This window comes from Candidatus Hydrogenedentota bacterium (assembly GCA_035450225.1).
In the GTDB taxonomy this organism is placed as follows: Bacteria; Hydrogenedentota; Hydrogenedentia; order Hydrogenedentales; family SLHB01; genus DSVR01.
On record DAOTMJ010000070.1, the window covers coordinates 1 to 14,094 of the forward strand.

9 protein-coding genes and 1 tRNA gene are annotated in these 14,094 nt (G+C 60.4%); 6 read left to right on the forward strand and 4 right to left on the reverse strand.

The genetic code is table 11. The features are described 5' to 3' along the window. The first annotated feature begins 232 nt into the window (after nucleotides 1–232). From P5540_19065 to P5540_19085, 5 genes are all read left to right on the forward strand, one after another. Entirely contained in the window at nucleotides 233–1,411 is a 1,179-nt protein-coding gene (locus tag P5540_19065; protein HRT66916.1) for an acetyl-CoA C-acetyltransferase, read from the forward strand. A gap of 144 nt (nucleotides 1,412–1,555) precedes the next feature. Next, entirely contained in the window at nucleotides 1,556–2,212 is a 657-nt protein-coding gene (locus P5540_19070) for a hypothetical protein (protein ID HRT66917.1), read from the forward strand. A 179-nt stretch (nucleotides 2,213–2,391) separates the two neighbouring features. Next, nucleotides 2,392–6,408: an SUMF1/EgtB/PvdO family nonheme iron enzyme gene (locus P5540_19075; GenBank protein HRT66918.1), complete on the forward strand. Its 4,017-nt coding sequence runs from the start codon at nucleotides 2,392–2,394 to the stop codon at nucleotides 6,406–6,408. Between the two features lie 87 nt (nucleotides 6,409–6,495). Beyond that, the gene (locus tag P5540_19080) at nucleotides 6,496–8,310 is read left to right on the forward strand and encodes a c-type cytochrome (protein HRT66919.1); all 1,815 of its coding nucleotides are present in this window, start codon (nucleotides 6,496–6,498) and stop codon (nucleotides 8,308–8,310) included. 37 nt (nucleotides 8,311–8,347) lie between these two features. Beyond that, nucleotides 8,348–9,496 carry a RidA family protein gene (locus P5540_19085; protein ID HRT66920.1) on the forward strand — a complete coding sequence of 383 codons (1,149 nt, stop codon included), beginning with the start codon at nucleotides 8,348–8,350 and terminating at the stop codon, nucleotides 9,494–9,496. A gap of 33 nt (nucleotides 9,497–9,529) precedes the next feature. Here the strand turns inward: P5540_19085 and P5540_19090 are convergent, their stop codons facing one another. Beyond that, complete coding sequence (locus tag P5540_19090) at nucleotides 9,530–10,042, reverse strand: hypothetical protein (GenBank protein ID HRT66921.1); 513 nt, start codon at nucleotides 10,040–10,042, stop codon at nucleotides 9,530–9,532. A gap of 64 nt (nucleotides 10,043–10,106) precedes the next feature. Beyond that, the gene (locus P5540_19095) at nucleotides 10,107–10,568 is read right to left on the reverse strand and encodes an RpiB/LacA/LacB family sugar-phosphate isomerase (GenBank protein ID HRT66922.1); all 462 of its coding nucleotides are present in this window, start codon (nucleotides 10,566–10,568) and stop codon (nucleotides 10,107–10,109) included. 157 nt (nucleotides 10,569–10,725) lie between these two features. On the opposite strand from P5540_19095, the gene P5540_19100 reads away from it, so the two are divergent. After that, nucleotides 10,726–10,815: transfer RNA gene (locus P5540_19100), tRNA-Ser, on the forward strand. A gap of 232 nt (nucleotides 10,816–11,047) precedes the next feature. Here the strand turns inward: P5540_19100 and P5540_19105 are convergent. Together P5540_19105 and P5540_19110 are read right to left on the reverse strand one after the other, a co-directional pair. After that, nucleotides 11,048–13,900, reverse strand: coding sequence for a hypothetical protein (locus tag P5540_19105; protein ID HRT66923.1), 2,853 nt, complete (start codon nucleotides 13,898–13,900; stop codon nucleotides 11,048–11,050). Between the two features lie 3 nt (nucleotides 13,901–13,903). Beyond that, nucleotides 13,904–14,094 (reverse strand): hypothetical protein (locus P5540_19110; protein ID HRT66924.1); only part of this gene is annotated, 191 nt, incomplete at its 5' end.

Here is a 14,094-nt window from a genome sequence, read left to right on the forward strand (position 1 = left end):
CTGTCTACACATTCTTGCCTTCGGAGAAGTCCAATTCCAGCGCGGGCGGGACAGGGGGGGATGTATCCCTTTATTCAACTGATGCCATAATCGCATGAAGAAGCGCGGTTGTCAAGGTTTTTCGGCGCGCAGGTGAAAAAAGGCCGGGCTTTGAGTACAATCGGGGGAGCAGGCGCGGAACGTGTGCGCTTGGCGTGGTGGCAACCGTTTACAGAGCGAGGAGAATCGTAACATGCGCGAAGTCTATGCCGTTTCAGCCGTACGTACAGCCATTGGAACGTTTGGGGGAGGATTGCGCGATTATCCCGCGCCGGATCTGATGGCGCTGGTGGTCAAGGAATCCCTGCGCCGGGCGAACGTCGCGGGCGATCAGGTTGGGGATGTCATCGTCGGACAGTGCATGCAGCGGATGGACGAAGTGGTGACGGGACGCCTGGCGGCCCTGAAGGCGGGCCTGCCCATCACGGTGCCGGGCGTGACGATTCACCGGAACTGCTCGTCGGCCATGCAGGCGGTGGTGTACGGCGCGCAGCAAATCATGCTGGGCGACCTGGACGTGGTCGTGGCGGGCGGCGTCGAGGTCATGAGCCGCACGCCGTATTGCCTGTACCAGGCGCGGTGGGGCGCGCGGTTGCAGCACGGCGTCATGTCGGACGCGATATGGGACGGCTTGACGGATTCGTACACGGGCCTGATCATGGGCCTCACGGCGGAAAACCTGGCGGAAAAGTACAACATTTCGCGCCAGGAACAGGACGAGGTCGCCATGCGTTCACACAACAACGCGGAAGCGGCCATCAAGTCGGGGCGGGTCAAGGACGAGATTATGCCGGTGGAAATCCCGGCGAAGAAGGGCGCGCCGGTCGTGTTCGACACGGACGAGCACGTCCGCATGGGCATGACGATGGATCAACTGGCCCGGCTCAAGCCCGGATTCAAGAAGGATGGCACCGTGACGGCCGGCAACGCGTCGGGAATCAACGACGGTTCCTCGGCCATGGTGTTGATGAGCGGCGACAAAGTGCGCGAACTGGGCGTCAAGCCGATAGCGAAACTGCGCGGTTACGGACTGGCGGGCGTCGAGCCGGAATTGATGGGCTACGGTCCGGTCCCCGCGACCCGGCAGGTCCTCGAACGCACGGGACTGAAACTGGCCGACATCGAATTGATCGAACTCAACGAGGCTTTCGCGGCCCAATACATCGCGTGCGAAAAACTGCTCGGCCTGAACCGCGACATCACGAACGTCAACGGTTCCGGCATCGCGCTGGGACATCCCGTCGGGAGCACCGGATGCAAGATCATCGTGTCGCTTCTCCACGAAATGAAGCGGCGCGGCAACACGCTGGGACTCGCCACGCTCTGTGTCGGCGGCGGCATGGGCATGGCGACCATCTGGGAAATGGTGTAAAATTTCAACGCCGTTTTAATTGTTCCGCATGTCAGGCCTTTTGCCCGTCTGCATGCGCCATTCGAGCGAATTTCGGGCAATGCGCACACGGGCATCAACGTTCTGTCCGCCGGATCACGGCACAGACAAGGAGGTAATCAGCACATGGATATCGCCAGGAGAAGCATGATGGCCGGCATGGCCGCGGGCGCCGCGGTCGCGGCCTTTGGAATGGGACAAGCCGCCGCCGCGCTCAAAAAGTACAAGAACGAGGATTTCTACAAAAATGGGAAATTCGACGCCGAGGCCGCGAAGCAGGCCTACTACGAGATGATGACGGCGTTCAATTACCCGATTGTGGACCGCCTGCGCAGCGCGGATTTTTGGACGCTCGATTTCGGCCTGGGCCAGTTTACCGAGGTCGGCATGGCGGGCATTTTCTGGGTGAACAACCTGAAAAACAACTATTTCGGCCATGAAATTTACCTGCTTCCCGGACAGATGATCCCTGAACACAAGCATGTGAAGACGGCGGACGCCGGTCCCAAACTGGAAGCTTGGCAGCCACGGCACGGCTATATCCACATCTACAGCGAAGGAACGCCGACGCCGGGCGTCGAGGATCGCATCCCGCCATCGCACCGGGAGTGCTGCCAGGCGCGCGTCGAGCAGAAACTGATGCCCGGCGAGGTCGGCGAACTGGCCGGTCCCGAACAGTGGCACTGGATGAAAGCGGGGCCGGAAGGCGCCATCGTGACCGAATACGCGACGTATCACGACGGCACGGGCCTGCGCTTCAGCCATCCCCAAGTGAAAATGTAGAAAAATCACCGGGAAACCTCTTCTTCACAAGAAGAAATTTCCCGGGCCTTTCCAGAAGAAGCAAAAAGGGCTCTTGTGTTTTTGGCCAAACTCCGCTTCTGTTGAGGAGGGCTGGGAACTTCTTTTCACGCGAAGAGAAGTTCCTCCGACGAATGAACATGGCGCTGCGGAGATTTATCATGAAACATTGTTGCTTATTGATTCTGCTGCCGTTTTGCCTTGCGGCTTGTCTATCCATGCCGCTTCGCGGACAGGGCAGCGCGCCGGATATCGCGCACTTGTATGTGCGTGCGGCGACATGGCCGGAAACAATGGCTGCGACGCACAGGCGCGTGCAGGATTGGCGCAAGGCCGAGATGGCCCGGCTGGGAATCGAAGCCGGCCCGTGGCATACCACGGGCCCCATACCGGCCAAAGATCTGACAGACGCGCTTTTCCCCGAAGCGGGTGTTGATTTGAAGGCCGTTCGCACCGATGGAAAGCCGGCATGGTCCGAACAAGGCACGTGGCGCGACGGCTTTCTACATTCGCTGCCGACACAAAATTCGACTACCACTTATCTGTACCGGATCTTGACGGCGCGGGCGCCCGTCGAGGCGGCGCTGTATATCGGCAACAGCGACGGGATGACAATCTGGTTGAACGGCGTACAAGTCCATTCGCAGGACGTCGAGCGCGGGGCCGACTCGAACCAGGTGCGGATTTCCGCTTCGTTGGCGGCGGGTGAAAACCAGCTATTGCTGAAGATATTCAATAAGCGCGACAACTGCCAGTTCTGCTTTTCGATCGGCAAGGACGTGGGGCCGGAACTGTGGAACCGCGTGCGCGCGGATTTCCCCGTCGAATCGAGCTGGATGGAGCAGGATTTTCCGCGCGGGCGCTGCGGGGAATGGTTCAATGCCGCCGAAACGCTCGGATTGGACACCACCCTCATGAATCGCGCCTCGGGCAAGATCGGCGACGGTTCGTCGCGTCCGCAGCGGGATTTCGCCATGTTCGACAAGAAACGCGAAAAGGACGTTTGCGGCCGCTTGCGGGCGTACGCGCTGGCCCGGCGCACGGCGGCGGCCTTGAATGCGCTGGACCGTTTCGACCCGGCGGCGCTCAATCGCATGATTGACGACTTGGACCGGACTTTTCCCGATTATCCCGCGCAGGGTTTCCGCGACAAGGTCTCGCAGACCGCCGCACGAATTGCGGAGATCCGCCGTCTCGCCGCAGAGAATCCTGAAGCGGGCATCGCGCAGATCGCCGAAGTTACGTCGGTTCAACGCGCGATCGCGCTGGCCAATCCGTTGCTCGATTTCGATAAACTGTTGCTCGTCAAAAGAAGCGCGGGCAACCTCGGCCTGCCGCAAAACTGGCAGGGCAATTGCGCCGTCTCGACCCGCGGCTACGACAACGAAATCGCCACGCTGGCCTACAAAGATCCCGCGGCGCAGCCTGTGCCGCTGTTCCGTCCTCCGAACAGGGAGTTCGTGGGCGACGTGGATTTGCATTTCGACGCGGGCAAGATGCTTTTCAGCATGCCGGGTTCGCATGGCCGTTGGCAGATCTGGGAAATCGGCGCCGACGGTAACGGTCTTCGCCAAGTGACACCGGGCGAAGAACCGGACGTGGACAACTACGATGCGTGCTATCTGCCGAACGACGATATCATTTTCGGTTCCACCCGTTGTTTCCAGGGCATTCCATGCGTCGGCGGCGGCAACACCGTCGCGAATCTTTGCCGCATGGACGCGAACGGACAAAACGCGCGCATGCTCGGATTCGATCAGGATCACAACTGGTGCCCGACCGTGTTGAACAACGGCCAGGTGATGTATACGCGCTGGGAATATTCGGACACGCCGCATTACTTCACGCGCTTGGTGTTCCGCATGAACCCGGACGGAACCGGTCAGATGGAACATTACAAAAGTAACTCCTTCTGGCCAAACTCGACGTTTTATGCGCGCCCAATTCCGAACGATCCGACCCAATTCGTCGCGATAGTGTCGGGTCATCACGGCGTGGCGCGCATGGGTGAACTCGTGATCTTCGATCCGGCGAAGAGCCGTTTCGAGGCGAACGGCGTCGTGCAGCGTATTCCCGGCTGGGGGAAAAAGGTCGAGCCGATCATCGCGGACACGCTGGTTGACGCCGTGTGGCCGAAATTCCTGCATCCCTACCCCTTGAGCGCAAAGTATTTCCTGGTTTCGTGCAAACCCACCCCGGACGCGTCGTGGGGAATCTATCTCGTGGATGTCTTCGATAACATGACCTTGCTTGCGGAGATACCCGCCTATGCGTTGTTCGAACCGCTGCCCTTGCGCAAGACGGTTCGCCCGCCGGTGGTCCAGGACAAGGTTCGACTCGACCGCCAAGACGCGCTCGTATACCTCGCCGACATTTACAAGGGCGACGGGCTCAAGGGAGTGCCGCAGGGAACTGTGAAGAACCTGCGACTGTTCGCCATGCACTACTGCTATCCCCAAATGGGCGGCCATATCAACATCGGTGTCGAAGGCCCATGGGACGTCCACCAGATCCTGGGAACCGTGCCCGTGGAAGGCGACGGCTCCGCGTTTTTCCGCGTGCCGGCCAACACACCGATCGCCGTGCAACCGATCGACGAGGATGGCCAAGCGCTGCAGATCATGCGAAGCTGGTTCACGGCCATGCCCGGCGAAACGCTGTCGTGCATCGGATGCCACGAGAAACAGAACATGGCGCCGCCGTCTTCGGCCAATTACGCCGCGCGCCGCGCACCGTCGGAAATCGCGCCGTGGCGCGGTCCCGCGCGCGGATTCAGTTTCAAGCGCGACGTGCAACCCGTGCTCGACCGGCGCTGCGTGGGCTGCCACAATGGAGGCGAACGCCCGGACGGAACCCGACTCCTTGATTTCTCGCGCAAGGAACAGAACGGCTGGGGCAATTTCACGCCATCCTATCTCGCGCTGCATCCGTATGTGCGGAGGCCCGGTCCTGAAAGCGACTATCACCTCCAGACGCCCCTCGAATTCAGCGCGAATACCAGCGAACTGATCCAGATGCTCCAAAAGGGCCACCACGGCGTGCAACTCGACCCGGAGGATTTCGATCGGCTTTATACGTGGATCGATCTCAACGTGCCGGACCACGGCACGTGGGGCGAACATAAGGCCATCCCGCATAATTTCCATCGGCGGCGCATCGAAATGAAGACAAAATACGCGAACCGGCCCGAAGATCCGGAAGCAATTCCCGATTTGCCTTCGCAATCCTGCGAATTTATTTCCCCCGGACCCGTACCGCTTCCCCCCAACGTACGGCCAACCGCCGCCGGGTGGCCGTTCGGCCCGGACGAAGCCGTAAAACGCCAGCAGGCCGCAGGAAGCGAAACGCGGCGAACGGTTGATTTGGGCGATGGCGTCAAGATGGAGTTCGTGCTCGTTCCGGCGGGCGAATTTGTGATGGGCGGCGACGGGGCGGCGGACGAATGGCCGAAAGCCGCTGTGAAGATACAAAAACCGTTCTGGCTGGGCGCGACCGAAGTCACGAACCGCCAGTATGCCCGGTTCGACGCCGCGCACCGCAGCGGATTCCAGGATCAGCACCACAAGGATCACACAACGCCCGGATACTCGGCGGAAGGACCGGACGAGCCGGTGGTCCGCGTCACATGGAAGGAAGCCATGGCCTTCTGCGGCTGGCTCGGGGCGCAATCCGGCGGCACATGTTCGCTGCCGACCGAGGCACAATGGGAATGGGCCTGCCGCGCGGGAGCCGGCACACCGTTCAGTTACGGGAACGCGGAGGCGGATTTCTCGCCGTTTGCAAATCTGGCCGATGCGTCCATCGCGCTCTTGGCGGTGACGGGTATCAACCCGCAGCCCATTCCGAATCCCAGTCCCTACGAGGATTTCATTCCCAAGGATGGCCGTTTCAACGACGGCGCGAAAGTGCATGCGCCGGTGGCCCATTACCAGCCGAATGCGTGGGGCCTGTTCGATATGCACGGAAATGTCGCCGAGTGGACGCTTTCGACGTACAAGCCCTATCCCTATGTTTCAACCGACGGGCGCGACGACGGCCATGCCGCGGGCAAGAAGGTCGTGCGCGGCGGATCGTGGCGCGACCGCCCCAAACGTGCAACGGCCTCGTATCGTCTGGCGTATGAATCGTGGCAGCCGGTATACAATGTCGGTTTTCGGGTGATGATGCCCGTACAATAACCGCGCGGTCCGGAGATGGCGCGGCAAAAGGTTCCCACGGGGAACCAATGGACGGACGGCGGGTTTCAAAACACAAGGAGTCGTGGCGTGAGACAGGATAGAAAAAAGATCGTGGCATTGGCCGTTGTTGCGTTTGTTTGCGTTGGAATCGCGAACGCGCAAGAGTATTTGTCTCCTGTTGCGCTGGCCGTCAGTCCCGGCGGCGATATCGTCTATGTGGCGGAATCCGGCGCGCGAAAACTCGCAATGGTGGACATCGCCACGCGATCCGTCACAAAGGAAATCGCACTGAGCGCCGCGCCGTCGGGCATGGCGGTAGCCCCGGACGGGCGTGTCTTCGTAACCGGCGGCGAGACGCCGGGCCTCGTAATGATCGTGGACCCGAAACCGGGCGCCGAAACCAGCACGATGTCCGCCGGCCACACACCGATGGCGCCGCAACTCGCGCCCGACGGCCGGACGCTCTACGTCTGCAATCGCTTCAACAATGACGTTTCCGTTCTTGACGTGGAATCGAAAGCCGAAGCCGCCCGGATTCCCGTTGTGCGCGAACCGGTCGCGTCGGCGCTGACGCCCGACGGCAAGACGCTAGTCGTGGCCAACCACTTGCCGGACGGACCTTCCAGCGGCGATTATACGGCGGCGGCCATCTCGCTCATTGACACCGAATCGAAGCAAGTGGTGAAAAACATCGTGCTGCCGAACGGTTCTTCCAGTGTGCGCGGCGTATGCCTGTCTCCCGACGGAAAATTCGCCTATGCAACGCATGTCCTCGGCCGTTACCAAATGCCGACCACGCAACTTGAACGCGGCTGGATGAACACGAATGCGCTGAGCATCCTGAACGTTCCGGATCAAAAATGGATCAATACCGTTCTGCTCGATGACGTGGATCTGGGCGCGGCGAACCCGTGGGGCGTGGCATGCGGCGCCGACGGGCGGCTGATCTGTGTCGCGCATGCCGGCACGCACGAAATCAGCGTGATTGACGCCACGAAATTGCATGAGCGCCTGGATAAGGTGGCCGGGGGCGAGCCGGTCACCGAAGTGTCGCAAAAACCCGAAGACGTCCCGAACGATCTGTCGTTTCTGGTGGGCATGCGGCAACGCGTCAAACTGCCGGGGAACGGTCCGCGGGGGCTTGCCATAGCGGGCCCTCTCGTGTTTGCGGCGCAGTATTTCACGAACGATCTGGGCGTTGTGGATACGAATCCCGCTGCGCGTCCAAAAGCGGAGGCGATAGCGCTTGGCGCGGCAAGGGAAATGTCCGTCGCACGCAAAGGCGAAATGTTCTTCAACGACGCGGCGTTGTGTTTCCAGCACTGGCAGAGTTGCGCGAGTTGCCATCCCGACGGCCGGTCCGATGCGCTGAATTGGGATCTGCTCAACGACGGCATGGGCAACCCGAAGAATACGAAAAGCATGCTGCTCAGCCACCGTACGCCGCCGGCCATGAGTCTCGGCGCCCGCGACACCGCCGAAACGGCGGTTCGCTCCGGCATCAAGCACATTCAGTTTGCCGTGCGTCCCGAGGAGGACGCCATGGCCATTGACGAATATCTCAAGTCGCTGGCGCCGGTCCCGTCGCCCCATACCGGCGAAACGGCGCGGCGCGGCAAAGCCGTTTTCGAACAGGCCGGCTGCGCGCAATGCCATCCCGAACCGATGGGAACCGATCTCCAGCCCTATGATGTCGGCACCGCCACCGACATGGACAAAAAACCGTTCGACACGCCCGCGCTGATCGAAGTGTGGCGTACCGCGCCCTATCTGCACGACGGGCGCGCGGCCTCGATGATGGAGGTGTTGACGGTATTCAACAAGGAAGACAAGCACGGAAAAACCTCGCATTTGTCTCCGGACCAGTTGAAGGATCTCGCCGCGTTTGTATTGTCGTATTGATGGCGCCTGGAAAGGCGCGGGCTGTTTGGGAGTACGCATGGAAGTTTCATCCACAAAACAAGACGCACGCATCGAAACGCGGCAACACGGCCGCCTTCACGTTGTTTCCCTTTCCCGTCCGGACCATCGCGAATTCTTTGTGACGCTGGCCGGGCGCGGCGCCGAAACGCCTTCGCCGATCCAGCCCGGCGCATTCGACGATTTGGCCGCATGGCTGCGCGCGGAAAACGCGCGCGTGCTCTCCATGGAAGTGCTCGGAATACCGCCGGGCAACGGGACTCTGCGGCGCGCGTTCGACGATGCGTTCGGCGCCCCCTCGTGGCCTCTGTTGTGGGTGGATGACGGAAACGGGGAAAGGTCCGGACTGGGTGGGGTTCAGATATGGGCCCTTGCGGGGTTGCCTGTGGAACCGATCTACCGCGACGGCGCCGCAATCGGAACGATCTTCGAGGACGAAGATGCGCGCTATTGCCGCTTGTCGGGCATTGCGCCCACAGACATTTCCGCCCCGCCGGAAGCCCAATCGGAGGGTGTGTTCGAGTCCATACGGGAATTATTGGCCAAGGCGGACATGGACTTTTCGCACGTGGTGCGCACATGGTTCTACAACCGCGCCATTACTTCGTGGTACAAGGAATTCAACGCCGTCCGGGATCGCCGATTCCGGCAATGGAACGTCTTCGACGGACTCGTGCCGGCCAGCACGGGCGTGGGCGGACACAACGCCGCCGGGGCGGCGCTTGTGGCCGGCGCGCTGGCCATCGAACCGAAACACGGTGCGACGCGCACGTTCGCCGTGCCGTCACCCCTGCAATGTCCCGCGCTCGAATACGGTTCCAGTTTCAGCCGCGCGGTCGAAGTGACCTGTCCCGATCACCGCCGCCTGTTCGTTTCCGGCACCGCGAGCATCAGCGCCGACGGCGCGACTCTTCACACCGGGGACGCCGGCAAACAGGTCGAATGCACCATGAAAGTCGTCGAGGCGATCCTCGAATCGCGCGGCATGACATGGGCTGATACCACGCGCGCCATCGCCTACTTCAAGCACGCCGGCGACGCACCGGCTTTCGCCCGTTACGCCCAAAGGCACGAACTGCCGGAACTGCCCGTGCTCGTCATGCCCAACGATATCTGCCGCGACGATTTATTGTTCGAACTTGAATTGGACGCCGTGGCTTTGCCCTGAAAACAGGTCACGATGCGCCTTGCCGGCGGCGCGTTACTTGCTCGACGGTTTACCCGCTTTATTTTCCACCGATTCGGTTTTCGACTGTTGTTGGTAAATGTCAACCATTTTGATGCCGTCGAGTTTGCCTTCCTGGATGCGCCGGTCCAATTCCTCGTTGGCAAGGGGGCGATTGGATTCGTCATAGAACCATCCGCCCAGTTGCCGGACCTTGTTGATTTTTTCAAGATTAGACTTCATGACCGCTTCCGCACGCGCCTTCTCTTCGGGCGACATCTCCCGGGCCGCAGGTTCGGGCGGCTTTGCTTCGGGTTTCGCTTCCACCGGCTTTTCCGTTTCCGCCGAAACGACACGCTTCTTTACGGACGTTTCCCGCGATCGATTCCTAAATTGCAGATTGCTCTTTGAAATTTCGCGGGCCGTTCCGTCTCGGCGAACTTCCTGAACGGAGCCGCCGCGCCCCACAATCGTCACCTCGGCATTGCCCGCCGCCAAGCACATCGCGGGTGCAAGGATACAGGCAATCGAAAGAATCCATCGGTTCATGGCAAGATCCTCTCAACGTCGTCGGGAAACAGTATAACAGTTTCCTTGGCCAAAACAGCGACGCCTATGCGCTTTCCTCGATTTTGGCCACGCATTTCAGCGCCTTTCCGAGGAAATCGGCATGTTCTTCCAGACCTTCCGTGTGCGCGGTGGCAAGCCACGCATCCACGGCCTGGATCGCGACGAACGGCGTGACAATCAGACCGCCCAGCGCCAGCACGTTCGCATCGTTTACCGCACGGCACAGCCGCGCGGTAAGCACCGACTCGACCACGGCCGCATAAATCCCCTTGAATTTGTTGGCCACAATCGCCATGCCCATGCCGGTGCCGCAACACAATACCGCGCGTTCCGCGGCCCCGGCCTGAATCTTTCGCGCAGCGGCCGCCGCCAAGTCGTAATAGTCCGCTGGAGCGCCCGCCTGTCCGCCCAGATCCTCCACGTCATGCCCGCATTCCAGCAAATGACCTTTTACCGCCTCCTTGAGATCCAATCCCCACGGATCTCCCGCGATCACGATGCGCATACGAACCTCCTTCCCGGCTCATCCATAGCCGTGCCGAACAATTCATCCAAACCATACCGCACCGGAAACCCCGTTTTCGAATCGAACCAAAACAGAACGGCCGCAATCATTTGAAGGTTTCGTGCCGCATTTGATACCATTGATTTTCCACACTTTCGGAGAGATGGCCGAGTGGTTGAAGGCGGCGGCCTCGAAAGCCGTTGTAGCGCTTGCGCTACCCCGGGTTCGAATCCCGGTCTCTCCGCCATTTTTCCCTTGTCCGAATTCCAAGACAGCCCGGCTGCAATGTCCCAATCAAGGGCATGATTCCCTTCGAGCATCTCCATCACCCCACCTTGTCTCCTTGTCCCCTCTTTTTCAAGCATGAACGGAACGTCTTTTAGACATGGGATGCGGGACAGACTGTCCAGTCTGTCATTCCAAAAACCGGAAAACTTGCAACGCCCGACCGGCTGGACAGTCTGTCCAACCGGTTTTTTTCACGGATTGTCCGCCAGCGGTTCGCCGCGCGCAATCGCGGTCACGTAGGCGCGCGCGTTGACGGCGGGCAGGGTCTCGCATGCGAATTCCAGCGTATTTTCGCCGGGTTTCAGTTCGGGAACCTCGCCTTCGGGCTTCACCTGCACAAGCGTCTCCCCTTTCGGGCCATACAACGTGCAGTCCGACATCGAACGGAATTCGAGATAACAGCCGCTTTCGATGTCAACGGGAAACAAAACGGTCTTGCCGTCAATCGTCACTTTGGGATTGTGCAACTTGGCTTTGATCAACGGCAGGGCCTTGATTGGCCCGATGTGGCACGCCACGGGCTTGCCTTGCGGGAGGAGGTTGTACCAAAGCGCCAGCGTCTCGACTTGCGCGTAGTCCACGTTCTCGCGGTAAATCGCATAGGCGCTGCCGCGGTACGGCCACGCGAAGTCGTCTATATGCGCGCCTTCCGGTTCGATCAACTCGAAATACCGCCAGCCCGTGAAGTCTATGGGAATATAGTGATCGCCGTATCCGAGCGAAGTCGTATGCAGCGGACTGCGCAACTGGATATTGAGCAGTTCGCCTTGCCCGTCGCCATGAACCCAAACGCCGAGCGCCTGTTTTGCGGCGATATTGATCGGCGGCGTGAAGGTGCGCGCGATCTTCGACCACGATCCATCCGGTTCCGCACGGACCGAATCGGCCACAAGACGTCCGCTGACGACGCCTTCCCTGACTTGTTCGGTCGAGGCGTCGAGCGCAGCGCTCACGCCGCTCTGACTCTCCCGGATGGTAAATGCCTCGGGTCTGCTAAAGTCTTCGATGATGACGCCTTCAGGGCTGTCGTACGGGGACGAGGCCATGAGCGCCTCAATCCTCATTTGCAGCGGCTGCGCCGCGTACTTATTGTTCACGACCCACCGATTGCCCGATCCGTCCGCGCCGTGCACCTTGTGCCGCATGTATTGCACGGGTACGAATTGCCATTGGCCAGCGGCATTTTGCTCCAGCGTAAACTCGTCGCCGGGCACGCGAAGCCTGGCCTTGATCGTTTCGGAGAAGTATTTCGCGTGGCGCAGATTCTCGTAGTTCTTGAAAATGGGCGCAAGTCGCTGATACGCCGGAACGGTCTTGATGACTGACGGATCGACGCCCATCAGCGAAATGCCCATGTCGTTGCCGATCGCCTTCCCCATCAGGTATTCGATGTCGTCGGGAAAGGTCGGCTCCGACTGGATGTTGTCGTTCCATGTCTGGACGGCCCACCAGCCGAGGTTCATCGGCAGGAACATCCCCGCGCCGTCCCGGTTGGCCTGACAATGGACGTCCACGAAACGTTTATGGCTCCGCGTCGGGTGGTCCCACGCGCCCATCCGCGCGCGCACGTACCACAGGTGATGGTGGAACGTGCTCATCTCGAACAGGGCAGGCTTCACGAGGCGATTCGCGATTTCGAACACGAACTTCGATCCGTAATGCCAGGCGTGTTCAGCCCCGCCGAGAATGGCCTCGCCGTCGAGCGCATCGAGGTACATCATGTCGAATCCGCACTCGTTGAACGTGTCGGCGCTGTTTGCCGCAATCTCGGCCAGCAACGTCGAGTCGCCGTCGGGCGTGAAGAGCCCGAAGCATTCCTTCAGGTGATGGACCTTCGCGCCCTTTTCGTGCGCGGCGGCCTTCGTGCCGTACGCGCCCCGCGTGCAGCCGGTAAAAGCATACGGCGGCTCCTTCGCGACGCCCGAATAGGTGATCAATTCGTCGCCGATTTGCAGCGTGATGCTGTTGTGGACGAAGAAGCCGGTGATGGTGGACATGTCCTTCGTCGTTTCGTCAACGGCAACCGTCGCGGCGTCCGCCGGAATCGCTTCCGACAGCGTAAAGACCGCGTCCTTGCCGAGACGCGGATCGGGGATCGGCGTGACGTAGGGCGTGTCCTTGGCGATGAAAAACGCATAGGTGTGCAATCCCGCCGCAATGCCCGCCGCATGCAGCTTGTCCAGCACAGCCTTGACGCTCGCGCGTCCTTTCGGAAAGAGTTTCGGATTCGGCGCGCAATCGCCGAAACGCAGCGAAGTGCCGGTGTGAAAATCAATCTGATTGAGGCCGATATCCTTGACGAACGCAATCCATTCGTCCACGGTTTCTTCCGTGATCTTGCCGAAATCGAAAAGATACGACCCGCGGCCGATTTCGGCATCAAGCGCCCAAGGCCCGCCGATGTTCGAGCGCGGAAGTTCGTCCGCCGCGCTTACGACGTCCTTCATGACATCGCGCAGGTTATCCTGCGGGCAGGCGAGAATCGCCACCTTGGCGCCTTCCATGCCGAATCGCGAATGGCACATCGCGCGCAACCGTGCATTCGGTCCCGGAATCTCCGGCACGTTCGTTTTCAAGTTCAGCGCCAGCGCGCAGCAGGCAAAGGGTTCGTCCAGACAGCCCTTCAGCGTAAGCGGGATGTCCACAAAGCACAGTTCGTCCGGTGTGCCCATCACCGAAACGACCTCCAGGACAAAGTATCGTTTTTCAATCTTTGTCAACAGGACGGCCTTTATGCCGGACTCGCCGAATGCAAGCGTCAGGCGATCGGATTCATGCGCGGCGCTCGTCACTGGATAGGTCTTGCCCTCTTTCTTCGTCCAAGGAGTCATTTCTTGCCGCGCCGGATCGAAATAATCCCGCCCGGAACGTTTGTCGGTGAAATGCACCGTGCGACCGTCGGCGCCGAGTTCCCACCGCACGCTATCATTTTCAAGAACGGCCGGCGCGGTTCCCCGTGCGGCATCCTCATCCGCCCGCGCCAACGATCCCTCATAGGTAAGCCACACGACTGTTACCGCAAACAATATCGCCATCCGATTCATGACCTATTTCCTCCGTCCGATTGAAAGCCCATTTCCATCGCCCCCTGCTATGCCGCCGTGCACCCCCTGCCGCGCAATGGGTTCAACCCAACCTTGCCGTCGGTTCAACTCATACGCGTCCATGCAGTCATGATAGCCCTTCATCTGTGTCCAAATCACGGCTTGCAGAATGCCATTTTGAACAAATAGACAAC

Excerpts from the sequence above, each read along its gene's own strand:
- P5540_19095 (HRT66922.1), bottom strand. The coding sequence starts at position 10,568 with ATGCGCATCGTGATCGCGGGAGATCCGTGGGGATTGGATCTCAAGGAG.
- P5540_19070 (HRT66917.1), top strand. The coding sequence starts at position 1,556 with ATGGATATCGCCAGGAGAAGCATGATGGCCGGCATGGCCGCGGGCGCC.
- P5540_19085 (HRT66920.1), top strand. The coding sequence starts at position 8,348 with ATGGAAGTTTCATCCACAAAACAAGACGCACGCATCGAAACGCGGCAA.
- P5540_19075 (HRT66918.1), top strand. The coding sequence starts at position 2,392 with ATGAAACATTGTTGCTTATTGATTCTGCTGCCGTTTTGCCTTGCGGCT.
- P5540_19105 (HRT66923.1), bottom strand. The coding sequence starts at position 13,900 with ATGAATCGGATGGCGATATTGTTTGCGGTAACAGTCGTGTGGCTTACC.
- P5540_19065 (HRT66916.1), top strand. The coding sequence starts at position 233 with ATGCGCGAAGTCTATGCCGTTTCAGCCGTACGTACAGCCATTGGAACG.
- P5540_19090 (HRT66921.1), bottom strand. The coding sequence starts at position 10,042 with ATGAACCGATGGATTCTTTCGATTGCCTGTATCCTTGCACCCGCGATG.